Genomic DNA, 22,584 nt, shown 5'->3' with positions numbered 1-22,584 from the left:
CTCCGGCAGCGTTTAATCTGAGTTCCTACGCTGTAGGCCGGTCGAGAATCGAAATCCCCTCAATCTTCCTGACATATTTTTTCGGACACGCCTGGCATGGAGTCAATGCCCTCCCGCCGGGCCAACCGAAACCCAGAAGCGCGTGCGATAGACCACGGTGATCGGCTGCGCCTGCATCAGGAAGCGCAGCACCCGATCGGTGTCGCGCACGTGATACGCGCCCGAGATACGCAAATCGGCCACGCGCGGATCGCAGGCGATGTGGCCGGTGCGGTAGCGCGACAGCTCGGCCAGCACGTCCGCCAGCCGCATGTCCTTGCCCGCGATGACGCCATCGGCCCAGCCGTCCGCCTCGAACGGCTGCGGCGGCGCCAGCATGCTGCCGGCCTTGGCAAGCCACCAGGTCGTCCCCGCACGCGCTACGTCGGTCGCCCCGCCCGCAGCCGGGTGCAGTTCCACGGCGCCCTCCTGCACAGTAACGCGGGCGCGTTCGTCCTCGATGCGCACCACAAGGCGCGTGCCCAACGCACGCAGGCTGCCGAACGGCGTCTGTACCCAGAACGGCCGCACCGCTGCGCTGCTGGCCGCGAAGCCATCATCATGTCCCGTGGTCACCAGGATCTCCCCGCGCCGCAGCGTGACCAAACGGCGCTCAGTGCCCAGCGCGGTACTGATGGCGGTATCGGTGTTGAGCACGATGGTGCTGCCATCGGCCAGGCGCAGGGTGCGCTGCTCGCCGGTGGCCGTGCTCGCGTCGGCGACCAGGCGCTGCCATGGCGCCAGTTCGCGCACGCTTGCCGCCGTGGCCACCGAGATGCCGGCCAATGCCAGCACCTTGAGCACCTGCCTGCGCTTTAGCCCGCCCACGCCACGCCGGGCGTCGGCAGCTTGCAGGGTACGCAGCGCCAGTGCCGGCGGCATGCCGGAGAAATCGGTGCGCAGTGCCTGCACGCGTTGCCAGGCAACCGCGTGCAGCGGGTTGGCGTCGTGCCATTGGGCGAATGCCTTGCGCGTGCTGGCGCTGGCCTCGCCGAAGTCGAGCTTGACCATCCAGTGGATGGCCTGGTCGACGATGCGCGCGGGGATCGGGGGTTGCGGCCCGGCCGTCGCCGTCGGCTCGCCTGGCCTGGCTGGATCACGCACGGGCATCAACCACCGAAACGCAAGCTGTAGCAATGGCGCAGCGCCGCCGCGACATAGCGCTCGGCGGTAGCCAGCGACACGCCGAGGCGCTCCGCGATCTGCCGGCAGGTCAGCCCTTCGAGCTGGGCCCACAGGAATGCTTTGCGCACCTGCGGCTTCAGCGCATCCAGGATGCGGTCGATGGCGATCAGGGTTTCCAGGAAAAGCAGCCGGCTCTCGGGCGACGGCGCCTGCGGCGCGGGCAGTTGCGCCAGCGTCTCCAGCCAGGCCAGCTCCAGCTCCCGGCGGCGCCAGTGCTCGATGACAAGGCCGCGCGCGATCGTGCTCAGGTAGGTGCGCGGTTCCCTGATATCGCACGGCTCGCGATGAAGCAAGCGGAGAAACACATCCTGCGCCAGGTCGGCGGCGTCAAACGCGTTGCCAAGCTGACGCCGCAACCATCCCTGCAGCCAGCGATGGTGATCGCTGTAGAGGGCATGGACATGTTGCTGTAACGCGGATTCGGCGGCGGCCATCGCTTCCCTTGCGTAGTGAAGTGTCTGGCACGGCCAAACTTAAATGAGAATGGTTCGCATTATATGATGCTGAAAATGATTAGTGCAACCAACAGCACAGCCAGGCGCACATATTGCAGCGCAGCATCTGACGTAGAATCGACGCGATAGCCCGGCAAAGCCATCTAGTCCCGACATACCCGCCATTCTTTGATGCTTAACGTGTTTTTATCTGCTCACGCCAGCCTGCAGCTGCTGCTACCCGACGCCAGTTGACCTGCCCATGGACCTGCTTTTTTCCTTAGACCCGTTGCGCCGGCTGGTCACCACTTCGCTGCTGGTGGCCGCCTCGGTGCCCAGCCCGCAGACACAGACCGCCCCCGAAGCATTCCCACAGCGGACCGTGCACCTCGTGGTCCCTTTCACGGCGGGCGGCACCACCGACATCATTGCCCGTGTCATTGCCGATAAACTGCGCACCCGACTGGGCCAGCCCGTGGTAGTCGACAACCGGCCGGGTGCTTCCACGATGATCGCGGCGGAGCTGGTCGCCAAGGCGCCCGCCGACGGATACACGCTGCTACTCGCCAGTTCCACCACGTTCAGCATGCTCCCCGCGCTGCGCACCAGCCTGCCCATCCCGGCGGAAGGCGCCTGGGCGCCGATCGGCATCATCGCGCAGGCGCCGGTCATGCTCACCACCCGCGCGGACTCCGGCATCAAGTCGTTTGCGGACATGCTGGCGCGTGCAAGCGCCCAACCGGGCACCGTCACCTACGGCACCACCGGCCCGGGCACCGCGCAATACATTGTGGGCGCCATGATCGAGGCCGACCTCCATGCGGACATCACCCCCGTGTCATATCGCGGCAGCACGCAGATCCTCGCCGACGTCATTGGCGGGCAGATCGACCTGAGCCTCGACCCCATCGCCGTTGCCCAGCCTTACCTCGAGTCTGGCAAGTTGCGCCCGCTGGCGATCAGTGCCGGGGCGCGCTCCCCGCGGTATCCGGGCGTGCCAACCTTTGCCGAACTCGGCATCGCCATGCCCGGCAATGCATTCTGGTTCGGCATTGCCGCGCCGCGCGCCACGCCGCAAGCGGTGGTGGAGCGGCTGGAAAAGGAATTGCAGGGGGTGCTTCTGGACCCTTCCGTGGAGGCAGTCTTCCAGCGGCAGTCGATCTGGGTCATGCGCGGCAACGCGGAGGATTTCCGCCGGCGCGTGCAGGGCGAGATAACGCAATATCGTCGGCTCGCAAAGGACGGCAGGGTGAATCTCGAATAGCAGAAGCCCCGGGTACCTGTTACCAGGTACCCGGGGCTTCCATGGCGGCTCGCCTTTCCCAAGGCGTGCCTGCCGCCGATGGCCGCCCTGCGTGACAGGGCGGCCAGGCTTGCATCGATTACGCCTTGACGGCTGCCAGCGCGGCGTTCAGCGTCTTGCTGGGGCGCATCACGATGTCCAGCTTGGCAAAGTCGGGCTTGTAGTAGCCGCCGATATCGGCTTCCTTGCCTTGCACGGCCGACAGCTCGCCAACGATGACCTGCTCGTTGTCGGTCAGTTGCTTGGCCAGCGGCGCGAACTGCGCTGCCAGGGCCGCATCGTCGGTCTGTGCCGCCAGTTCCTGGGCCCAGTACATGGCCAGGTAGAACTGGCTGCCGCGGTTGTCCAGCTGGCCGGTCTTGGGCGACGGGTTCTTGTTGTTGTCCAGCAGCTTGCCAGTGGCGGCGTCGAGCGTCTTGGCCAGGATCTTGGCCTTTTCGTTGCTGGTCTTGATGCCGAGTTCTTCCAGCGACACCGCCAGCGCCAGGAATTCACCCAGCGAATCCCAGCGCAGGTGGTTTTCTTCCACCAGTTGCTTGACGTGCTTCGGCGCCGAGCCGCCCGCGCCGGTTTCATACATGCCGCCGCCGGCCATGAGCGGGACGATGGAGAGCATCTTGGCGCTGGTGCCCAGTTCCATGATCGGGAACAGATCGGTCAGGTAGTCGCGCAGGATGTTGCCGGTCACCGAGATGGTGTCCAGGCCGCGGATGACGCGTTCCAGCGTGTAACGCATGGCGCGCACTTGCGACATGATCTGGATGTCCAGGCCGGTGGTGTCGTGATCCTTCAGGTAGGTCTCGACCTTCTTGATCATCTCGGCTTCGTGCGGGCGGTACGGGTCCAGCCAGAAAATGGCCGGCATGCCGGAGTTGCGCGCACGCGTGACGGCCAGCTTGACCCAGTCGCGGATCGGTGCGTCCTTGACCTGGCACATGCGCCAGATGTCGCCCTCTTCCACGTTCTGCACCAGCAGCACTTCGCCGGTGGCGATGTCAACGATGCGGGCTTCGCCGGCCTCGGGTACTTCAAAGGTCTTGTCGTGCGAGCCGTATTCCTCGGCTTGCTGCGCCATCAGGCCGACGTTGGGCACGGTACCCATGGTGACCGGGTCGAAGTTGCCGTTGGTCTTGCAGAAGTTGATGATTTCCTGGTAGATACGGGCAAACGTGCTCTCCGGGATCACGGCCTTGGTGTCCTTCGGACGGCCATCGGCGCCCCACATCTTGCCGCCGATGCGGATCATGGCCGGCATCGAGGCGTCCACGATCACGTCGTTGGGCGCGTGCAGGTTGGAGATGCCCTTGGCCGAATCCACCATCGCCAGCTCGGGACGGTGCTCGTGGCAAGCGTGCATGTCGCGGATGATTTCTTCGCGCTTGGAGCTCGGCAGGCTTTCCAGCTTGTCGTACAGGTTGACCAGGCCGTTGTTGACGTTCACGCCCAGTTCGTCGAACAGCTTGCTGTGCTTCTCGAAGGCTTCCTTGTAGAAAATCTTCACGGCGTGGCCGAACACGATGGGGTGCGAGACCTTCATCATGGTGGCCTTCACGTGCAGCGACAGCATCACGCCGGTCTTGCGCGCGTCTTCCATCTGTTCTTCGTAGAAGTCGCACAGCGCCTTCTTGCTCATGAACATGCTGTCGATGATCTCGCCATCCAGCAGCGACACCTTCGGCTTGAGCACGATGGTCTTGCCGCTCTTGGTGACCAGCTCCATCTTGACGTCGCGGGCACGGTCCAGGGTCATGGACTTTTCGCCGTGATAGAAGTCGCCGTGCTTCATGTGCGCCACGTGGGTGCGCGAAGCCATGCTCCACTCACCCATGCTGTGCGGGTTCTTGCGTGCGTAGTTCTTGACGGCTGCCGGCGCGCGGCGGTCCGAGTTGCCTTCGCGCAGGACCGGATTCACGGCGCTGCCCAGGCACTTCGAATAGCGTTGGCGGATGGCCTTCTCTGCATCGGTCTTCGGGTCTTCCGGGAAATCCGGAACCTTGTAGCCCTTGGCCTGCAGTTCCTTGATCGCGCTGACCAGCTGGTGCACGGAGGCGCTGATGTTGGGCAGCTTGATGATGTTGGTGTCCGGCTGCAGGGTCAGTCGGCCCAGCTCGGCCAGGTTGTCGGGCACGCGTTGTGCCTCGGTCAGGAATTCGGGGAATTCGCCCAGGATACGACCCGCCACCGAGATGTCGCTGGTCGTCACGTTGATGCCGGCCGGGGCGGTGAAGGTGCGGATGATGGGCAAAAAGGCACTGGTCGCCAGCAGCGGAGCTTCGTCGGTCAGCGTGTAGATGATGGTGGGTTGCTGGGTACTCATTGCTTATCTCAGGATCAAGAAATAGGTTGGAGAACGCCACCGGCTGGGTCACAGCCCGGCAGGAATGCCCGAATTTTGCCTGAATTTTCTCCAGGGGGGTCTGAACCACACGGGGTTTTTGCTTCGCAATCGCAAAATGCAAGTTTTGCGTGGGGCAAGGCGCGCGGCGCGTGGCGCGTGCGGGGGCGGACGGCGCGCCGGATTTGCCGCCTCGCTGCGCCCATCTGGCAGGCCAACGGGCCTATCTGCGCCCAAAGCCAGCTAACAAGCACAAAACCGCTGCGCTAGTCCCAAAAACTGCGGAACGCGGCGGCAGCGATCACGGGGACCGTCAGCACCAGCGGAATGGCAAAGTACGGAACTTCGAGATCTACGCGCCACTTGTAGATGAGCCAGGCGATGCCGGCTGCGAGCGTAACCAGGCCTACGAGCGCCGCGAGAACGTTCAGTACCTTGTCGGACGGGCGCCTGCGCGTCCGTTCTTTGGTGGAAAGCGCTTTCATCCCAGCTCCAATGCAGATCGTGACGGGCATTTACTCTATTTTGCTCTATTAAAGGCTACTCCAGCGCCCTGCGTAAGGGCGAGTCATGGCGGGCATCATGGGAGGGTATTGGTGAGAGTCCTGGCGCTTTGTGAGCCGCATTGGCCGGATCATGGGCGCCTTAGGGCAAAATACCGCCTTGAGCGGCCCGGCCGGGCCCGAAGAACAAGATGCTGACGGGCGAGCCCGCACCTGCGCGCATCACGCCGTTGCCTGCCGGCAAGCGCCTGCGCTGCGGCAGGGCGGGCCCAGTACAGCATCGCCAGGGGACAGCTCGTCCTTCAACAGAGCACATCTGGAGCCATTGATGACCGACTCGAACATGTCTTTCCTAGGCAGGATTTCTCTTGCCATGGGCACGTTTTTCAACATCCTGGGCGACCGCGAGCTTGCCGCGGGCGTGCGGCGCCTGCGTGACGGCACGGGGCCTGGCGCAAGTCCAGCGCCCGCTGCACCGGTCCCCACCCTTGCCCCCGTGGCCGCGGCACCGGCCCCGAGCGCGCTGAAGGAAGCGAGCCCGGAGGCCGCTCTCCAGCTGCTGGGCCTGCTCCAGCGCGACGCGCGCTTCATCGATTTTGTCGAGGAAGACATCGCCGGCTATTCCGACACGGAAATTGGTGCCGCCGCCCGGCTGGTGCATGACGGTTGCCGCGCCGTGCTGCGCGAGCATTTCACCATCCGGCCGGTGCGCGAGGAAGCCGAGGGCAGCCGCGTAACGGTGCCCGACGGGTTCGATGCCACCGCCATCCGGCTGACCGGCAACGTGGTCGGCAGCGCGCCATTCAACGGCAACATCAGCCACCGTGGCTGGCGCGTGGCGGAAGTCCGCCTGCCCCGGCTGGCCGAGCGCCACGACGCCACCGTGATTGCCCCGGCCGAGGTGGAGCTATGAGCGACCCGCGCTACTCGATCGGCATCGACCTGGGCACGACGCATTGCGCCCTCTCCTACGTCGACCTCACCGCCAGTGACGGCGAGAAGACCACCCAGGGCGTCCTGCCCATCACGCAGCTCACCGCACCAGGCGCTATCGAAGACAGCGACCTGCTGCCGTCGTTCTTGTACCTGCCGCATCCGAGCGAGCTGGCTCCGGGCGACCTGGCCTTGCCGTGGAACGCCGCGCGGGACTTCGCCGTGGGCGAGCTGGCGCGCAGCCGTGGCGCGGCCACGCCGATCCGGCTGGTATCGAGCGCGAAGAGCTGGCTGTGCCACCCCGGAGTAGACCGCCGCGCGGCGATCCTGCCGAACGACGCGCCGGCGGAAGTGCCGCGCGTGTCGCCGCTCGAGACTTCCGTGCGTTATCTCTCGCACCTGCGCGAAGCGTGGGACCACGCGCATCCCGATGCCCCGTTCGGTGAGCAGGACATCACCGTCACCATTCCGGCGTCGTTCGATCCGGCCGCGCGGGAACTGACGGCAGAAGCCGCCGAATCCGCGGGCTATGCCCGCATGACCCTGCTGGAGGAGCCTCAGGCCGCGCTCTATAGCTGGATTCAGAAGAGCGGCGGCCAGTGGCGCAAAGAGGTCAAGGTGGGCGACATCATCCTGGTCGTCGACGTGGGTGGCGGCACCACCGATCTCTCGCTGATCGCCGTGATCGAGCGCGAGGGCAACCTGGAGCTGCACCGCGTCGCCGTCGGCGAGCACATCCTGCTTGGCGGCGACAACATGGACCTGGCGCTGGCCCACGTGGTGGCGCGCAAGCTCGCGGCCCAAGGCACGCAGGCCGACCCGTGGCAACTGCGCGCGCTCACCTATGCCTGCCGCAGCGCCAAGGAAACCCTGCTCAGCGACCCAACCACGGACGCGGTGCCGCTGGTCGTGCCGAGCCGCGGCTCCAAGCTCATCGGCGGCTCGATCCGCACGGAGCTGACCCGCGCCGAGCTCACCCAGATCATCCTGGAAGGCTTTTTCCCGCAGGTGGATGGCTCTGCCCGCCCGGTCAGCCGGGCACGCGCCGGGCTGACGCAACTGGGCCTGCCGTACGCGCAGGACCCGGCCATCACACGACATCTGGCGGCGTTCCTGGGCCGCCAGGTGGCAGCGCTGGCCGAGATGGAAGGCCTGGCAGGCAAGGCGGCGCCGGGCGCGACCTTCCTGCATCCCACGGCGGTGCTGTTCAACGGCGGCGTGTTCAAGTCCGCCCTGCTGGTCGAGCGCATCCTGCAGACGCTCAACGGCTGGCTCGCCGCGGAAGGCTCGGCCCCCGCGCGCCTGCTGGGGGGCGCCGACCTGGACCTGGCTGTCGCGCGTGGCGCCGCCTACTACGGCTACGTGCGCCGCGGCAAGGGCGTGCGCATTCGCGGCGGCACCGCGCGGGCCTACTACATTGCGGTGGAATCGGCAATGCCCGCCATCCCGGGCTTCGAGCCGCCCATCCAGGCGCTGTGCGTGGCGCCCTTCGGCATGGAGGAAGGCACCGAGGCGCCGTTGCCGGAGCAGGAATTCGGGCTCGTGGTCGGCGAACCCGTGCACTTCCGCTTCTTCGGCTCGTCGGTGCGCCGCCAGGACCAGGTAGGCACCCTGCTCGACTTCTGGGGGCCCGAAGACCTGCAAGAGCTCGATGAAATCCAGGCCACGCTGCCGCCCGAAGGCCGCACGCCTGGCGAAGTCGTGCCGGTGAAGCTGCATGCCCGCATCACGGAGGCCGGCACGCTGGAGCTGGAAGCCGTGCCCCGTGGCACGGGCGAGCGCTGGAAGGTCGAGTTCGACGTGCGCGGCAGCGCGAATGCCTGAGTGCCATGCATGAAGCGGTATAGCGTCGGCATTGACCTGGGCACGAGCAACACGGTCGTCGCCTATGGCGAGGCAGGGGTGGAGGACATCCGCGTCTTCGACATCGATCAACTGGTGAGCCTGGGCGAGGTGGCCACGCGGCCACTCCTGCCGTCCGTGCGGTACCACGCGGCGCCGGGGGAGCTGAATGCCAGCGATCTGCAGTTGCCGTGGCAAGTTGCCGATGGGGCCGATGGGGCCGATGGGGCCGAGGGGACGGACGGGACTGCATCGGGCCAGGTCGTGGTGGGCCGCCTTGCGCGCACGCTGGGCGCGCAAGTGCCCGGCAGGCTGGTCGCCAGCGCCAAAAGCTGGCTGTCGCATGCGTCGGTCGACCGCGTGGCGCCGATCCTGCCGTGGGGCGCCGCCGACGAAGTCGGCAAGGTGTCGCCGGTGGCGGCCAGCGCCAGCTACCTGGCGCATGTGCGCGCGGCATGGAACCACCGTTTCCCCGATGCCCGGCTCGAGAACCAGGACGTGGTGCTCACCGTGCCCGCCTCGTTCGATGAAGGCGCGCGCGCCCTCACGCTGGAAGCCGCGCGCATGGCCGGACTGCCCGCGCTGCGCATGCTGGAGGAGCCCCAGGCGGCATTCTACGACTGGGTGTTCCATCATCGCGAAACGCTAGCGGCCGACCTGGCGCAAACGCGGCTGGTGTTGATCTGCGATGTGGGCGGCGGCACCACCGACCTGACCCTGATCAAGGTGGAGGTGCAGGACGGCCAGCCGCAATTGACCCGGATCGGGGTTGGCAATCACCTGATGCTCGGCGGCGACAACATGGACCTCGCCCTCGCGCATCTGGTCGAGTCGCGCATCGCCACGGCGCACTCGCGCTTGTCGGCGGGCAGCCTGTCGCAGTTGGTCGAGCGATGCCGTGCCGCCAAGGAGCAACTACTCAGCACGCAGGCGCCGGACGCGGTCACGATCACACTGCTCGGTTCGGGCTCCCGGCTGATCGGCGGCGCGCGCTCCGTCGAAGTTACCCGGCAGGAGATCGAGCAGATCATTGTCGAGGGGTTTTTCCCAGCCGTTTCGGCCGGCGAAAGACCGGGGCGCTCACGGGGTGGCATCGTCGAATTTGGCCTGCCCTATGCGGCCGACCCGGCGATCACCCGGCACGTTGCGGCCTTCCTGGGCCAGCACGCGGCCCAGTCGCGCATCGCGAACGCACAGGATGCAACAGAAGCGCCAGACGACGCGCCACCGATGCCCGACACCTTGCTGCTCAACGGCGGCGTGTTCCGCGCCGCGGCGCTGACGGGGCGTTTGTCGTGCACGCTTGGCGCCTGGCGCCGGGCGCCATTGCATGTGCTGCACAACGACAACCCCGACGTGGCGGTCGCCCGTGGCGCGGTGGCGTTCGCGCTGGCCCGCGCCGGGCATGCGCCGCGCATCGGCGGGGGCTCGCCGCGCAGCTATTTCCTCGTGCTGGACAACGGTGATGCCGCGCAGGCACAGCGCGGCATTTGCCTGTTGCCGCGCGGCACCGAAGACGGCCAGGAGATCCATCTCAAGGATCGCACCTTCTCCCTGCGCCTCGGGCATCCGGTACGCTTCCACCTGGTCTCCTCCGTCGCCGACACGCCCTATCAGCCGGGAGAACTGGCCGACCTCGCCAGCGGCGATTTCGTCCGCCTGCCGCCGATCGCCACCGTGGTGCAACCGCGCGGCGCCAGCGACGCGCGAGACACGCTGGTGCAACTCACCACATCGCTCACCGAAGTCGGCACGCTGGAAGTGCACTGCAGCGAGATCGCCAATCCTTCGCAGCGCTGGCTGCTCGAGTTCCAGTTGCGCGGCGATGCCCCAGCGGCAGACACGGCGACACAGGCGCCGCATCCCTCCCTGGCCCAGGCCATCGAATGCATCGACCGCACCTTTGGCGCCCGCTCGCAAGACGTTGGCCCCAAGGAAGTCAAGCGCCTGCGCGCGCAACTGGAGCAACTGCTGGGCGCGCGCGACCAATGGGACAGCGCGCTGCTGCGTGCCCTGTTCGGCACGTTGTGGGAACGCGCGCGCCGGCGCCGCCGCACGGCAGACCATGAGCGCCTCTGGCTCAACCTTGCCGGCTATTGCATGCGGCCGGGGTTCGGCTACCCGCTGGACGAGTGGCGCGCCGGGCAGCTCTGGTCGTTGTTCGAGCAAGGCATCCAGTACGTCAACGAGAGCCAGATCTGGTCGGAATGGTGGACGCTGTGGCGCCGCACCGCCGGCGGCCTGGACGAAAGCGCGCAGTTGCGTTTGCTGGACGACATCGCCTTCTACCTGCAGCCCCCGGGCACGGCGCGCTACAAGCGCCCCGGCGGCGCCGCCAAGGCCGGCTACGCCGACATGGTGCGACTCGCGGGATCGCTGGAACGCGTGCCCGTCGAGCGCAAGATCGAAGTCGCCGAGTGGCTGCTCGCCCGGCTCAAGAAGCCCTCGGAGAACCTTCAAAGCTGGTGGGCCGTGGGCCGCATCGGCGCGCGCCGGCCGTTCTACGGCAGCGCGCACAGTGTCGTGCCGCCAGAGGTTGGCTCGCAATGGCTGGAGGCGATTCTTGCGCTCGACTGGAAGAAGGTCGAGCCGGCCGCGTTCGCCGCCGTGCAGATCGCCCGCATGACAGGGGACCGGTCGCGGGACCTGCCGCTGGAGATCCGCATGCGCGTGGTCAGCCGGCTCGAGGCCGCCAACGCGCCACGTAGCTGGATCGACATGGTGCGCGCAACGGTGGAACTCGATGAGGCCGATGAAGGACGAGTTTTTGGCGAGTCGCTGCCAGCGGGGTTGACGCTGATCGTGGCCTGAGTGCAATCGCGGCGGGCCGGCAAATGGCCTAGCCGACCTCCGCGAATCTTCGCAGCGACGCGAGATCCAGGATCTCGATGGACCCGCGCGTGCGCTGCACCAGGCCCTGCGCCTCGAAATCCCGGAGAATCTGGTTCACCGTTTGCCGGGAAACCGACAGCATCAAGCCGAGTTGCTCTTGCTGCACGTTGATCACCCGCTTGCTCAGGCCATGGCGCTCGCCATAGCCGCCTGCGATGGCCAGCAAGCGGCGCGCCAGCCGGACCGGCACAGGCATCAGCACGGACGACTCAATCGCTTCAAACGCCAGCCTGAGCTTTGGGGCCATCAGCAGGCCCACCGCTTTCCAGTGCACCGGATTTTCGTCGAGAAACCGCACCGCATCCTGCTGGTCGATATGCAGCAGCACCACGTCGGACTCGATCCAGGCATCGTGGGCGCGCGGCAAGGCGTCAAACAAGGCAACCTCGCCGAACCATTGCGGCGTTTCCGCAAAAGCCAGCAGTGCCTCCTTGCCATCGGCGGAGGAACTGGTCATGCGGATGGCGCCAGCCACTACAAAGTACAGGCCATCCGCCGGGTCCCCGTGCGCGAACAGTCGCTGGCCCGCAGCTAGCGACCTGAGCTTGGCGTGCGCCACGATCCACCGTTGAAAATCAGCGGCAAGACCGGCGAACCATACGCTGGATCGCAGGGCAGCGAGGTGGTCTTCGGGGGTGGATGACTTTGACACAGCGCCAATCGTAGTCTTATGTCAGGAAGACGACATTGTAGTCGGCCATTCCCTGCAAAGATCGCTCATTGCGATCAGGGACCTGAATGAAAACCCTGGAAACCCTGAAGACCCGAAGCACCGGCGACTTCGCCATCCCGGCAACAACCCCGGCAACAACCCCGATAAGAGGAACGAGGCAATGGACGTAGCGACCTCCCCCGCTCTCTATAAGCGTGACTTTCCAGCCGCATTCCGTGCGATCCGCAAGCTGCTGGCAAACGGAGACGACACCACGCAAGTGTTTCTCATCATGCGCGCCCTCAACGGCCCGTCCGCGCCAAAGAACTACGCGCGGCTCCTGAGGACCACGAGCGGGCGGCGGCTGGCTTATCTTCGCGTTGAACTGACGGAGCGCTTCTCCGACCCGGCGTTCATCGCCAGCTTCGCGCCCGGCACGCTCGGCGCCGCCTACCGCGCGTTCCTGGAGCAAACGGGCTACAGCGCCGCCGGACTTGCCGCGATTTCAAACCTCAACAGCGAGCCGCTGGTCGAGGATCCCTACGCCTGGTTCGGCAGGCGAACCCGTGACATCCACGACATCTGGCATGTGCTGACCGGCTACAAGGCCAACGAGACCATGGGCGAAGCGGCGCTGGTGGCGTTCAGCTACGCACAGACCGGCGCCCTCGGCTGGGCATTCATCGCCGTTGCTACCGCCTTGCAGAGCCTGCGCAAGACTGGCAACACCGCGTACTTGCGCGCCGTCGTCGAGGGATATCGGCATGGACGCAAGGCGAAGTGGCTGATGGCCGAGGACTACGAGACGCTGCTGCATGAGCCGCTCGAGGCGGCGCGCGCGCGGCTGGGCATTCTCGAACCCGTGCTGTACCAGGCGGCCAGCCAGGCCGCGCAATGCCAGCCACAGGGCGCGGCTTCGCAATCGCTGTCTTCCGACTAAGCTCCGGGCGCTGCCTACGGGCCTTTGGGGCCCAGCCACGGCAGCGGCATGGGCCTGAGGCCGTAGTAGGCTTGCATGGCTTCCAGCAAGGATCGGGATGGCGGCGCTGCGTTCATCGGATTGGGAATAGGGTCGGCATCATGGCTGCTCGACGCGTCGTTCCGGGGCGAAGGTCACGGGAATCATGACGGTTTCGCCGATCAGCTCGCCCTTCCTCACGGCCGGCTGGTAGCGCCATTTCCGGGCGGCCTCGATGGCGGCCCGTCCTAATTCACCGGGTCCGGCCAGCCGGACCACCGCGATCTGGCTTGGATCGCCGCTGGCATCCACCATGACCTGCAGATCGACCTTGCCGCCCGCTCCCGGATCCAGCGTGGCCGGGTAGATGGCTGGATGACGCTGCTGCGAGGCCGGATCCACACTGGCTGGCTGATCGGCAAGGAGCGGCAGTTCAGCCAGCCGGGTGCCCAGCGCCTTGCCGGCCTGGCTGAACGTCTCCCAGCGCTTTGGGTCCGAAACCATACGAAGACGAAGGGTGGCAAGGATGGCGCTCAGCTCGCCGGACTTGTCGGTGATCTGCGCCTGCAGCTGCTGGGCAATGGCGAAACTGGCAACCGCGTCCTTGTCGCGCTGCTCGCGCAGCGCGACCGCGCCCAGGCCGTACCAGGCGTTGGGATCGTCCGCGCTTGCCCAGATCGCCTGCTCGAACAGCAGGCGCGCGGTCACCGGCTCCTTGAGCCGCAGGTGATATTCGCCCAGTTCGTTGGCGGAGTAATAGGCGCCGGCGTCACGCGCCAGCAATTCACGGTGCTGGTCATAGTGGGCTTCGAGTTCCGCCTCGGCGGCGCGCGCCCCGCCCTCCGGCTTGGCCGCCGCCGTGCGAGCCTGGCGCAGCGTATCGCCGTAGGCGCGCTGGATGCGGTTGAACTCCCGCATGCTGCTGTAGACGCTGGGGCGCGCCATCCGCTTTAGCCGCAACAGGTTGTAGCGGTAAGTGTCGAACTGCCCTGCGGCGACGGCAGCGATGGTTGCCCGGATCTCGGGGCGGGTGCTTGCCAGCGTCGGGGACGGCGCGGGAGCCGCACCACGCTTCCATTCGAGCGGTTGCGCTTGCCCGCCGGCCGTGCCGTTTGCCATGGCCGGCGTCGCAGCCGCGCTATCGCTGTCGCCACCGCCGGACGACATGAATGCCGTCACCAGCACGACCAGCGTGAGCGCGACGGCAACGGCAATCGCGAAGGTCCCGCTCTTGCCGCCGCTCGCCGGCATGGTGGTGGAGATCGATGCACTGACGGCGGCGGCCTGAGCCAGCGGTCGCTGGAATGGCTGCTGCAAGGGTGGCCGCGCGGCTGCCTGGCGCGCGCGCTTGCCCCGCCCGGACTTGCGCTTGCCGCCGGCCTGCGTGGCGGCGCCAGCGATCATCGCACTGCGTGCGCAGGCCGCGCAAGCCAGCCCTGCAAAGTGCTGGTGTGAGGGATCGGCGGTGCAGACCGCCAGGCGCTGGCTGCTGCGCAGCGCGTATTCGCGCAGCACACGCGCCCACTCGGCAGGCGCTGGCCGGCTGTCCGGCGAGCCGGCGAAGGCGCTGTCAAACATCTCGCGCAACTCCTGCGGCATCTGCGCGTGGCCGCTCACTGGGTTGGGCGTGATTGACTTGTGCGCTCGCAACCCGTAGGCGTAGTAGCGGCCACGGATGCGCCCGGGCAGGTCGGTGGGAAGCTGCGCATTGGCAGGCCTTCCACTAAAGGGATGAATGCCAAAATTCAGCAACTGGAAAATCACCACCGCCAGCGCGAAGCGGTCCTGCGCTGCCTCGCCCGCGGCGGTCAGCCCGCCGCCTTGCAGCTCCGGTGCCAGGTAATCGGCGGTGAACTGCTGCGCGGCAAAGCGTTCCGACTCGCCCTGGATGCTGAAGCCATCGCAATCGAGCATCGCGATATAGAGCGAATCGCGGTAGAAGCGCAGGTTGACCGGTTTCAGGTCCACCACATAGTGATGCTGCTGGTGCAGGGCTGCAATGACGCCGCTCAGATTGGCGGCCAGCGTGATCTTGGCGCCCAGCCCGGTGGGCAGGCCAGCGGCACGCGCCTGGCGCTCCTGCAGGACCTCCTCCAGCTCGGCCGTTTGCTGGATATCCAGCACCGGCATGGCAAAGCCGATAAAGCGGCCACGGGCATCCAGCAGCGGCGACTGCGGCCACGCGATCTGCACATAGCGCTTGCCGTTCTCCACCTGGTCCGGCAGCTCGGGCGACAGCCGTAGCATCGCGTCGATCTTGCGCTGGTAGCTGGCCAGGTCCATGTGGTCGTGATAGAGCTTGGCCACCTGGGCCGGCGCCTCCGCCAGCAGGAACACGCTGCCGGCGCCGCCGCTCTTGATCAGGCGCGCCAGCGTCAGGCCGCGCTGGCGATCCAGCCAGACTCTGCCTCCACTGCGAACACTCATGCGCGCAACGCGATCAGCAAGGTCTTGTCATCGCCGGTGATGTGGTGCGTGCGCGGATCGTCCAGCGTGGCCGCCAGCGCGCGGTTGCCCTCATCGATGTCGGCTACCCCGCGCAGATACCGCTCGACCGGCTCCATGAAGGGCGCGTAGAGCCCGGCGTTGCTCTTGCTCATGGTAAACGGCATGGCACCATCCGACATCAGCGCCACGCCTTGCAGCGGCTGGCGGATCGGCAGCACCCTGAGCTGCTCGCGCCAGTGCGGCCCGGTGATGAAGTAGGTCTCGTTGGCGTACTCGCCATTGGCTGGCAGCGAGATATCCGGCTTGGCCGCGCCGTCGCGCGGCTGGGCCACGCCCACGCCATCGCCGATATGAAAGAAGCTGCCGCGCTCCGGCGTGGCCACCACGCCAACCAGCGTGCTAGCGTAGTCGGCCAGCCCGGCACCCGCCGCACGTGCTACCTCCTGCAACGCGTTGCGCGCCAGCCCGATCACGCTTGCCACGGCCTGCTCGAACAGCTCGCCGGACAGCTCAGGCAACTCCTCGCCCTGCTGCACCCGCGTGGCCAGCGCATGCACCACCGATCTGGCAATGAACTCGGCACCTGCCTGGCTATAGCGCGCCGAACCTGCACCGTCGCAAACCAGTGCGATCAGCACCTCGCCCACCACGGCATGCGCGAAGGCATCCTGGCACGGCACGCCGCGGTCGGCGTGCGATTTGCCCGTTGCCGAAGCGGCAAAGATCTTCCAGGCCATCGCTCAGACCGTGACCACAGACCAGCTGTCGGTGGACGGCAGTTGCGCCTGCCCGCCCGGCGTGGACTGCGACACGACCTGCATGCTGGCACTGAGCCACAGGAACAGTTCACGGAACTGCAGGCCCTTGAGCTGCTTCACGCCGCCCGCGCCGCGGTTGCTGAACTGCTGGAGCACATCGATGCTCGCGCCCTCGCCCACCGCAATCGGGAACACGGCCACCTTGTTGGCCTTCTCGGCCTGGCGGGACTGCGCCGCGCCCTGCTCCCACTGGTCGGTGGGCGCGCCATCCGACATCAGGAACAGCCACGGGCGCGTATAGGCCACGCCCGCCTGGCGAAAGCGCAGCTTTTCCTGCTCGATCTCCGCCAGCGCCAACGCCACGGCCTGGCCGGTCGGCGTGGTGCCGTCGGCCCGTAGTTGCGGCGCGTTGAAATCCATCGCATCGCACCAGTCGCCGGCCACCTCGGCCTGGTCGTAGCCGCCGTACTGCACCACCAGGAGCCGGACCCGCTTGCTCGCGATCACGTCCGCCTTGAGCTCCTGCTCCAGCAGGGCCAGCCCTTCATTGAGCTGCCGGATGGGCTCGCCGTCCATGCTGCCCGAGCAATCCAGCACCAGCACAAGGGGCGTGCGCTGCTCGGAGTTATCGATTAAGGCGACATCCGGGATGATCGATCTAGACATGGCACTCTTGCTGCGATTTTGGCGAATTTCGCATTTTATCAGTCACATCCGGCACATCGATAAAAATTGCATCCCGAATCCATCAATAACTTCCGCAGCCGGGACCCAAAGCACTGTCTATTGTCCATTGTCGATTGTGATTGCAGACGTTTGGCAGGCGCCAGCGGGAATGCTATGCTCCCCATACGCTTGCTGCCGTCGGCGGCAAGCGTCATTCAACGAACACAAGACTCCATAATCCATGGCTACCAAAGCAAATGCTGTCGTAAAGACCACCGCCAAGCCTGCCGCCAAGAAAGCGGCGCCGGCAAAGAAGGCGGCTCCGGCAAAGAAGGTCGCAGCGGCCGCGCCGGCGGTGAAACCCCTGAAGGACACGTTCAACAAGTCCAGCCTGGTGGCCCACCTGGTGGCCCAGACTGAACTGGATGCCAAGACGGTCAAGACCGTGCTGGTCCATCTGGAAAACACCATCCTCAGCGCGGTGCACAAGAAGGGCGCCGGCGAATTCACGCTGCCGGGCCTGTTCAAGGTCGTGGCGACCCAGGTTGCCGCCACCAAGAAGCGCTTCGGCAAGAACCCGTTCACCGGCGAAGACCAGTGGTTCGCTGCCAAGCCGGCGACCGTCAAGGTCAAGGTTCGCCCGATGAAGAAGCTGAAGGACGCCGCGCTGTAAGCTGAGCGGGCAAACAGAACGCCGCTGGAACAAAAGGGAGCCTGCGTGGCTCCCTTTTGCATTGCAGGTCAATACCCGATATCGAGCACACGCGATGAAGATCAGGTCCGAGTGGATTTTTGAGTGCGAGCCACGGCATGTCTGGCCGCACTTCCTTCATGCCCGCATGGATGCGTCGCGCCCGCTGCTGTTCTGGCTGGGGATTCCAAAGCCAATGAGCTGCCGCGTCCTGGAGGGCGTCGCGGCGGTCGGGAATACGCGGCAATGCACCACGGACCGGGGCACCATCAACCAGCGCATCCTGCAACTGGAGCCGGACCGGCTGCTGCAGTACCAGATGCAGGAAAGCACAGTCTGGTGCCGAGCCTGGGTCGGCAAGCTGATCGACACCTTCAGCCTTGAGCCGCTGGGCGATGGCAGGACACGGGTTCGGCGCACGACCGAGTTCGAAGCCGCGGGACTCCTCAAGGACATCAGGCTCGTCGGTCTCTGGGCGGCGCTGCGCCAGGCGCATGCTTACGCCGCGCGAAACTGGAAGCGGCTGGCACAGCAGAGCCAGCGCGAATCCGCCTGAGCACCCCATCCTCGCCGGGCCGCTCTCGCGGCCTGCCGGCCGGGCAACAAGCCCCGCCACTCAAGTTCCCACCTCGATCGCCGATATTCACCATAGTCCGCAGATGCGTTCGCGACAAACGGCGCGGCTGACAATAGAGCGAATCCGGGTCCTATGGGCCAGCATTTCGCCGCCTTATTATTTCCATTCAGGTAGAAGAAAATGAAGAATCTTGGAATTGGGGTACGCCTTGGCATTGGCTTTGGCGTGGTGCTGCTGCTGTCAACGCTCATGACCGTGTTCAGCATCCTGGGGCTGCAGGACGTGGCCAGCCACACGCACGACATGATGCAGCAGCCGCTGGCCAAGGAGCGCGTCGTCAGCGACTGGTATCGCCTGATGCATACGAGCGTGCGCCGCACCACCGCGGTGGCGCGTAGCGCCGATCCGAGCCTGGGCGCGTTCTTCGCCGCCGAGACGAAGGGGTCGGTCGACGCCATCGCGGCGTTGCGCGACAAGATCGAGCCGATGCTGTCCTCCGACGCGGAGAAGGCGGCATTCAAGACGATCCAGACCGTGCGCAAGCCGTACAACGACTCGCGCGACAAGATCACCAAGCTCAAGGAAGCCGGCCAGACCGACGAAGCCAACCAGGTGCTCGAGAGCGAGTTCGTGCCCGCCGGCAACGCCTATCTTGCCGAGATCCAGAAGCTGCTGGATATCCAGCGCGCCAGCATTGACCAGACCGCATTGGATATCAACGAGATCTACCTCTCCGCGCGCAATCGCCTGATTGCGCTTGGCGTGCTGGTGCTGGCCATTGGCATCGCGTTCTCGGTATGGCTGACCGCCGGCATCACCGCGCCGCTGCATCGCGCCGTGGGTTTCGCGCGCAAGGTGGCGTCTGGCGACCTGACCAGCCACATCCGCTCGGACAGCAAGGACGAGACCGGCCAGTTGCTGCGTGCCCTGGGCGACATGAATGGCAACATCCTGCGCATCGTGACCCAGGTGCGCACCGGCACCGAATCCATTGCGTCCGGCACGAGCCAGATCGCCGCAGGCAACACGGACCTGTCCCAGCGCACGGAAGAACAAGCGTCGTCACTGCAGGAAACGGCCTCCAGCATGGAGGAGCTGACCAGCATCGTCCGCCAGAACGCGGACAACGCCAAGCAGGCCAGCTCGCTCGCCGTCAACGCCTCCGAGATCGCGATCAAGGGCGGCGCGGTGGTTGGCCAGGTGGTCGACACCATGCAGGAGATCAACGGTGCTTCGCGCAAGGTGGTCGACATCATTGCCGTGATCGAGGGCATCGCCTTCCAGACCAATATCCTCGCCCTCAACGCCGCGGTGGAAGCCGCCCGTGCGGGCGAGCAAGGCCGGGGCTTTGCGGTGGTGGCCGGCGAGGTGCGCAGCCTGGCGCAGCGCAGCGCGACCGCCGCCAAGGAGATCAAGTCGCTGATCGGCGACTCGGTCGAGCGCGTGGAAAAGGGCTCTCAATTGGTCACCAAGGCCGGCCAGACCATGGATGAGATCGTGGGCGCGGTAAAACGCGTGACCGACATCATGGGCGAGATCAGCGCCGCCTCGGCCGAGCAGAGCGCCGGCATCGAGCAGGTCAACCAGGCCGTCACCCAGATGGACACGGTGACGCAGCAGAACGCCGCACTGGTGGAGCAAGCCGCGGCCGCCGCGGGATCGCTGGAGGAGCAGGCCCAGCGCCTGAAGGAAGCGGTATCCACGTTCCGCCTCGTGGCTGCCTGAACCGCCTGCCCCTCCTGATCCTCCTATGGCGCGCCGCCAGCCGCTTGCCGGTCACGCAAGCGGAAATGTGGCAACTGCCGTCGTCTTGTGAAGGACGACGGCATCGTACAGCGCCACCAGCGCTTCTTGGATGGCAGCGGCAATGCCCGGCGTCGAGACCATGCCATCCTCATCCAGCCTGGCGCCCAGCAATGGCACGGTAATCGACGCCGGCTCGATAATGACGGCGGCCATCGTCTTCAAGGTCTCGCGCAGTGCCGCATCGGCATGGTGCGCGCGCGGCGATGCATTAAGCACGGCGACCGGCTTGTAGGCGAACGGCTCGTAGCCCACCAGCCAGTCCAGTGCATTCTTGATCGTGCCGGTCACGCCGTGCGCGTACTCTGGGCTAGCGATCAGCAGCGCGTCCGCTTGCGCCACCTCGGCAAACAAGCGTGTGACGCTGGCATGCGGACAAGCCTCGTCGTCCGGGTTGAACAGCGGCAACGCCCCAAGGCCGCTGAACACTGCAACCGACACATTCGCTGGCGCCAGCCGCGCGGCCGCGCGCAGCAGCGCGGAATTGATGGACACAGCCCGCAGGCTGCCGGATAGCGCAAGTACTTTCATCATTCCCGATTTGCACCGCATGGGTGGTGTCTGAGCCAGCGCGCATTCTATGCCGAATGCGCGTGGCTGCCCGCAGCCCTTTGCGCAAGCCCCGATTGCACCAAACCGCCCCGCCCCCTAAACTCCTCTGCCAGTGCCCCCGCGCCAGCACCCGCCCAGCCCCTTTGCGGGACCAGAGCGCACTCGACCAGGAGATCATCGATGACCTTTGCCCCCTTGCTGCGTGCCCTCGCGGCTTGCAGCGTGCTTGCCGTGGCGCCTTCGCTCGCCCACGCCGCCGATCCCGTCAGGATCGGGCTGATCGCGCCCTTCTCGGGCAGCTTTGCCGACTATGGCAAGCAGATGGAAGGCGGCATCAAGGCGTTCCAGAAGCTCAATGGCGATACCGTGGCGGGACGCAAGGTGCAGATCATCAGCAGGGACACCACGGGCCCTGCCCCGGATGTGGCAAAGCGGCTGGCACAGGAGCTGGTGGTGCGCGACAAGGTCGACGTGCTGGCCGGCTTCGGCCTCACGCCCGAGGCCCTGGCAGTGGCGCCGATTGCCGAGCAGGCCAGGAAGCCGATGGTGATCTTCAACGCGGCGTCGTCCTCGATCACCACCAAATCCGCGTATATCGCGCGGGTGTCGATGACCTTGCCGCAAATCTCGGCGCCGATGGCCACCTGGGCCATCAAGAACAAGGTGCGCAAGGTAGTGACGCTGGTAGCGGACTACGCGCCGGGGATCGACGCGGAGACCGCGTTCAAGACCAATTTCATCGGCGGCGGCGGACAGGTGGTCGAATCGATCCGGGTGCCGCTGCGCAACCCGGAGTTCGCGCCGTTCATCCAGCGCATCAAGGACGCCAAGCCGGAGGCGGTGTTCCTGTTCCTGCCCGCCGGCGAGCAAGGCGTGGCGTTCATGAAGGGCTTTCGCGAGCGCGGCCTGGCCGAGGCCGGCATCCGCGTGATCGCCACCGGCGACCTGACCGACGACCATGTGCTGCCGGCCATGGGCGACGCCACGCTGGGCGTGATCACGTCGTTCCATTACTCGATGGCGCACGATTCGCCCGAGAACAAGGCCTTCCTGAAAGCCTTTGCCGAAGCCAACCCTGGCGCCGGCCGGCCTAACTTCATGGCCGTGGCCGCCTATGACGGCATGCGCGCGATCTACGATGCGCTGAAGAAGACCGGCGGCGCGACCGACGGCGACAAGTTCGTCGCGGCGCTCAAGGGCATGAAGATCGCCAGCCCGCGCGGCCCGATCATGATCGACCCGGACACCCGCGACGTAGTCCAGACCGTCTATATCCGGCGTGTGGAAAAGGTTGGCGGCGAGCTCTACAACGTGGAGTTCGACAAATTCGACAACATCAAGGATCCGGGGAAGTAGGCCAGGCGGCGTGATGCGGCGAGTCTGCGTGCATCGCGCCTTCACGCTGCCGGAACGGCGACGGCGATGGCACGACACGGGCGGGCTGTCTGTGGGCCTCGCGAGAGACGCCTGGCTCGCCACCGGGCTGCGCCGCCGCGCCCTGCAACTCCCAGCCACGCTGCTCGTAGCATATCCACATCGCGCGCTGCGGCACTTCGTTGAAATTGCTGTCGCTGGCGGCCAGCACCCGCGCCCAGACCTCGGGCGTGGAACTGCGCCAGACGCCGCACAGCAGGCGGCGGAAGCGTGGTGCGCACGCGGCCTCCTGCTCGATGCGGCCGATGAAGGCCGGGCCGTGGTATTCAATCAGGTCTTCAAGCTCGCCGGCAGCGAGCGCGCCAAGGACGCGGGGACTGTCTGTGCGGGCCAGGACTTCCAGTACCAGCCGCCATAACCCTTCGGGGTCGTTGACGCCGAGCCAGTCGCAAGCCTGCCAGACCCAGAACGAGCGCACCTCGTGCCGGCCAATGGCCGGGTCGTAGCGGCTGTAACGCTGGATATAGGCGTTGACGAGCCGATTCTGCTCATGGGTTTCCATAGTTCCCCGTGACTACCCGCCTGCGAAAAATGGGCACTGCCGAGGGCCGAAGGCGGTGTTGCCGCCGACGTTCGCCA

General features: G+C 66.2%; 19 protein-coding genes. 9 read left to right on the top strand and 10 right to left on the bottom strand.

The window, feature by feature from the left end; translation table 11 throughout:
- Nucleotides 1–102: 102 nt before the first annotated feature.
- On the bottom strand, nucleotides 103–1,149 hold the full coding sequence (locus AC1DQR_RS01645; protein WP_477132392.1) for a FecR domain-containing protein: 1,047 nt from the start codon (nucleotides 1,147–1,149) through the stop codon (nucleotides 103–105).
- Nucleotides 1,149–1,658, bottom strand: coding sequence for a sigma-70 family RNA polymerase sigma factor (locus AC1DQR_RS01640; RefSeq protein ID WP_174423586.1), 510 nt, complete (start codon nucleotides 1,656–1,658; stop codon nucleotides 1,149–1,151). Before AC1DQR_RS01640 ends, AC1DQR_RS01645 begins: the two co-directional genes overlap by 1 nt.
- 262 nt (nucleotides 1,659–1,920) lie before the next feature.
- On the opposite strand from AC1DQR_RS01640, the gene AC1DQR_RS01635 reads away from it, so the two are divergent.
- Nucleotides 1,921–2,922 (top strand): Bug family tripartite tricarboxylate transporter substrate binding protein, encoded by a 1,002-nt coding sequence (locus AC1DQR_RS01635; protein WP_416052492.1) that lies wholly within the window; start codon nucleotides 1,921–1,923, stop codon nucleotides 2,920–2,922.
- A gap of 118 nt (nucleotides 2,923–3,040) precedes the next feature.
- Here AC1DQR_RS01635 and AC1DQR_RS01630 read toward each other — a convergent pair whose 3' ends face one another.
- Both AC1DQR_RS01630 and AC1DQR_RS01625 read right to left on the bottom strand, forming a co-directional pair.
- Nucleotides 3,041–5,278: an NADP-dependent isocitrate dehydrogenase gene (locus AC1DQR_RS01630; protein ID WP_477132391.1), complete on the bottom strand. Its 2,238-nt coding sequence runs from the start codon at nucleotides 5,276–5,278 to the stop codon at nucleotides 3,041–3,043.
- A 284-nt stretch (nucleotides 5,279–5,562) separates the two neighbouring features.
- Nucleotides 5,563–5,781, bottom strand: coding sequence for a hypothetical protein (locus AC1DQR_RS01625; RefSeq protein ID WP_043355000.1), 219 nt, complete (start codon nucleotides 5,779–5,781; stop codon nucleotides 5,563–5,565).
- A gap of 346 nt (nucleotides 5,782–6,127) precedes the next feature.
- Here AC1DQR_RS01625 and AC1DQR_RS01620 point away from each other — a divergent pair, with 346 nt between their 5' ends.
- Genes AC1DQR_RS01620 through AC1DQR_RS01610 form a run of 3 tightly spaced genes read left to right on the top strand, consistent with a single transcriptional unit; the run spans nucleotide 6,128 to nucleotide 11,385 of the window.
- The gene (locus tag AC1DQR_RS01620) at nucleotides 6,128–6,712 is read left to right on the top strand and encodes a DUF2760 domain-containing protein (RefSeq protein WP_477132390.1); all 585 of its coding nucleotides are present in this window, start codon (nucleotides 6,128–6,130) and stop codon (nucleotides 6,710–6,712) included.
- Nucleotides 6,709–8,556: an Hsp70 family protein gene (locus AC1DQR_RS01615; RefSeq protein ID WP_477132389.1), complete on the top strand. Its 1,848-nt coding sequence runs from the start codon at nucleotides 6,709–6,711 to the stop codon at nucleotides 8,554–8,556. Before AC1DQR_RS01620 ends, AC1DQR_RS01615 begins: the two co-directional genes overlap by 4 nt.
- Before the next feature lie 9 nt (nucleotides 8,557–8,565).
- Nucleotides 8,566–11,385 (top strand): Hsp70 family protein, encoded by a 2,820-nt coding sequence (locus AC1DQR_RS01610; RefSeq protein ID WP_477132388.1) that lies wholly within the window; start codon nucleotides 8,566–8,568, stop codon nucleotides 11,383–11,385.
- A gap of 28 nt (nucleotides 11,386–11,413) precedes the next feature.
- On the opposite strand, the gene AC1DQR_RS01605 is transcribed toward AC1DQR_RS01610, so the two are convergent.
- Nucleotides 11,414–12,118 carry a Crp/Fnr family transcriptional regulator gene (locus AC1DQR_RS01605; RefSeq protein WP_416052487.1) on the bottom strand — a complete coding sequence of 235 codons (705 nt, stop codon included), beginning with the start codon at nucleotides 12,116–12,118 and terminating at the stop codon, nucleotides 11,414–11,416.
- Nucleotides 12,119–12,299: 181 nt separating this feature from the next.
- On the opposite strand from AC1DQR_RS01605, the gene AC1DQR_RS01600 reads away from it, so the two are divergent.
- On the top strand, nucleotides 12,300–13,058 hold the full coding sequence (locus AC1DQR_RS01600; RefSeq protein ID WP_416052486.1) for a Coq4 family protein: 759 nt from the start codon (nucleotides 12,300–12,302) through the stop codon (nucleotides 13,056–13,058).
- A gap of 138 nt (nucleotides 13,059–13,196) precedes the next feature.
- Here the strand turns inward: AC1DQR_RS01600 and AC1DQR_RS01595 are convergent, their stop codons facing one another.
- The 3 genes from AC1DQR_RS01595 to AC1DQR_RS01585 are packed head-to-tail and all read right to left on the bottom strand — an operon-like array spanning nucleotide 13,197 to nucleotide 16,948.
- Complete coding sequence (locus AC1DQR_RS01595) at nucleotides 13,197–15,503, bottom strand: TonB family protein (RefSeq protein ID WP_477132387.1); 2,307 nt, start codon at nucleotides 15,501–15,503, stop codon at nucleotides 13,197–13,199.
- Nucleotides 15,500–16,261, bottom strand: a complete 762-nt coding sequence (locus AC1DQR_RS01590; RefSeq protein WP_416052484.1) for a PP2C family serine/threonine-protein phosphatase — start codon at nucleotides 16,259–16,261, stop codon at nucleotides 15,500–15,502. Before AC1DQR_RS01590 ends, AC1DQR_RS01595 begins: the two co-directional genes overlap by 4 nt.
- 3 nt (nucleotides 16,262–16,264) lie before the next feature.
- A complete protein-coding gene (locus tag AC1DQR_RS01585) occupies nucleotides 16,265–16,948 on the bottom strand; it encodes a vWA domain-containing protein (protein WP_477132386.1) in 684 nt (227 codons plus the stop codon).
- 241 nt (nucleotides 16,949–17,189) lie between these two features.
- Between AC1DQR_RS01585 and AC1DQR_RS01580 the strand changes: the two genes are divergently transcribed.
- From AC1DQR_RS01580 to AC1DQR_RS01570, 3 genes are all read left to right on the top strand, one after another.
- Nucleotides 17,190–17,621 (top strand): HU family DNA-binding protein, encoded by a 432-nt coding sequence (locus AC1DQR_RS01580; RefSeq protein ID WP_043354992.1) that lies wholly within the window; start codon nucleotides 17,190–17,192, stop codon nucleotides 17,619–17,621.
- Nucleotides 17,622–17,787: 166 nt separating this feature from the next.
- A complete protein-coding gene (locus AC1DQR_RS01575) occupies nucleotides 17,788–18,195 on the top strand; it encodes an SRPBCC family protein (RefSeq protein ID WP_477132385.1) in 408 nt (135 codons plus the stop codon).
- 201 nt (nucleotides 18,196–18,396) lie between these two features.
- Nucleotides 18,397–19,941: a methyl-accepting chemotaxis protein gene (locus AC1DQR_RS01570; protein ID WP_416052480.1), complete on the top strand. Its 1,545-nt coding sequence runs from the start codon at nucleotides 18,397–18,399 to the stop codon at nucleotides 19,939–19,941.
- A gap of 51 nt (nucleotides 19,942–19,992) precedes the next feature.
- Here AC1DQR_RS01570 and AC1DQR_RS01565 read toward each other — a convergent pair whose 3' ends face one another.
- Complete coding sequence (locus tag AC1DQR_RS01565) at nucleotides 19,993–20,553, bottom strand: NADPH-dependent FMN reductase (RefSeq protein WP_220810736.1); 561 nt, start codon at nucleotides 20,551–20,553, stop codon at nucleotides 19,993–19,995.
- Between the two features lie 198 nt (nucleotides 20,554–20,751).
- Between AC1DQR_RS01565 and AC1DQR_RS01560 the strand changes: the two genes are divergently transcribed.
- Nucleotides 20,752–21,927, top strand: coding sequence for an ABC transporter substrate-binding protein (locus tag AC1DQR_RS01560; protein ID WP_416052479.1), 1,176 nt, complete (start codon nucleotides 20,752–20,754; stop codon nucleotides 21,925–21,927).
- Here the strand turns inward: AC1DQR_RS01560 and AC1DQR_RS01555 are convergent.
- Nucleotides 21,908–22,507: a DUF6869 domain-containing protein gene (locus AC1DQR_RS01555; protein ID WP_477132384.1), complete on the bottom strand. Its 600-nt coding sequence runs from the start codon at nucleotides 22,505–22,507 to the stop codon at nucleotides 21,908–21,910. The genes AC1DQR_RS01560 and AC1DQR_RS01555 overlap by 20 nt on opposite strands.
- Nucleotides 22,508–22,584: the final 77 nt, after the last annotated feature.

This window comes from Cupriavidus sp. 05L411, from assembly GCF_056398045.1.
Note: the sequence above shows the minus strand (reverse complement) of the source record. Positions and strands in the feature narration are given on the sequence as shown.

Bases quoted from the DNA above. Each gene is read 5' to 3' on its own strand.
- AC1DQR_RS01645 (WP_477132392.1), bottom strand. From the start codon at position 1,149: ATGCCCGTGCGTGATCCAGCCAGGCCAGGCGAGCCGACGGCGACGGCC.
- AC1DQR_RS01640 (WP_174423586.1), bottom strand. From the start codon at position 1,658: ATGGCCGCCGCCGAATCCGCGTTACAGCAACATGTCCATGCCCTCTAC.
- AC1DQR_RS01635 (WP_416052492.1), top strand. From the start codon at position 1,921: ATGGACCTGCTTTTTTCCTTAGACCCGTTGCGCCGGCTGGTCACCACT.
- AC1DQR_RS01630 (WP_477132391.1), bottom strand. From the start codon at position 5,278: ATGAGTACCCAGCAACCCACCATCATCTACACGCTGACCGACGAAGCT.
- AC1DQR_RS01625 (WP_043355000.1), bottom strand. From the start codon at position 5,781: ATGAAAGCGCTTTCCACCAAAGAACGGACGCGCAGGCGCCCGTCCGAC.
- AC1DQR_RS01620 (WP_477132390.1), top strand. From the start codon at position 6,128: ATGACCGACTCGAACATGTCTTTCCTAGGCAGGATTTCTCTTGCCATG.
- AC1DQR_RS01615 (WP_477132389.1), top strand. From the start codon at position 6,709: ATGAGCGACCCGCGCTACTCGATCGGCATCGACCTGGGCACGACGCAT.
- AC1DQR_RS01610 (WP_477132388.1), top strand. From the start codon at position 8,566: ATGAAGCGGTATAGCGTCGGCATTGACCTGGGCACGAGCAACACGGTC.
- AC1DQR_RS01600 (WP_416052486.1), top strand. From the start codon at position 12,300: ATGGACGTAGCGACCTCCCCCGCTCTCTATAAGCGTGACTTTCCAGCC.
- AC1DQR_RS01595 (WP_477132387.1), bottom strand. From the start codon at position 15,503: ATGAGTGTTCGCAGTGGAGGCAGAGTCTGGCTGGATCGCCAGCGCGGC.
- AC1DQR_RS01590 (WP_416052484.1), bottom strand. From the start codon at position 16,261: ATGGCCTGGAAGATCTTTGCCGCTTCGGCAACGGGCAAATCGCACGCC.
- AC1DQR_RS01585 (WP_477132386.1), bottom strand. From the start codon at position 16,948: ATGTCTAGATCGATCATCCCGGATGTCGCCTTAATCGATAACTCCGAG.
- AC1DQR_RS01580 (WP_043354992.1), top strand. From the start codon at position 17,190: ATGGCTACCAAAGCAAATGCTGTCGTAAAGACCACCGCCAAGCCTGCC.
- AC1DQR_RS01575 (WP_477132385.1), top strand. From the start codon at position 17,788: ATGGATGCGTCGCGCCCGCTGCTGTTCTGGCTGGGGATTCCAAAGCCA.
- AC1DQR_RS01570 (WP_416052480.1), top strand. From the start codon at position 18,397: ATGAAGAATCTTGGAATTGGGGTACGCCTTGGCATTGGCTTTGGCGTG.
- AC1DQR_RS01565 (WP_220810736.1), bottom strand. From the start codon at position 20,553: ATGATGAAAGTACTTGCGCTATCCGGCAGCCTGCGGGCTGTGTCCATC.
- AC1DQR_RS01560 (WP_416052479.1), top strand. From the start codon at position 20,752: ATGACCTTTGCCCCCTTGCTGCGTGCCCTCGCGGCTTGCAGCGTGCTT.
- AC1DQR_RS01555 (WP_477132384.1), bottom strand. From the start codon at position 22,507: ATGGAAACCCATGAGCAGAATCGGCTCGTCAACGCCTATATCCAGCGT.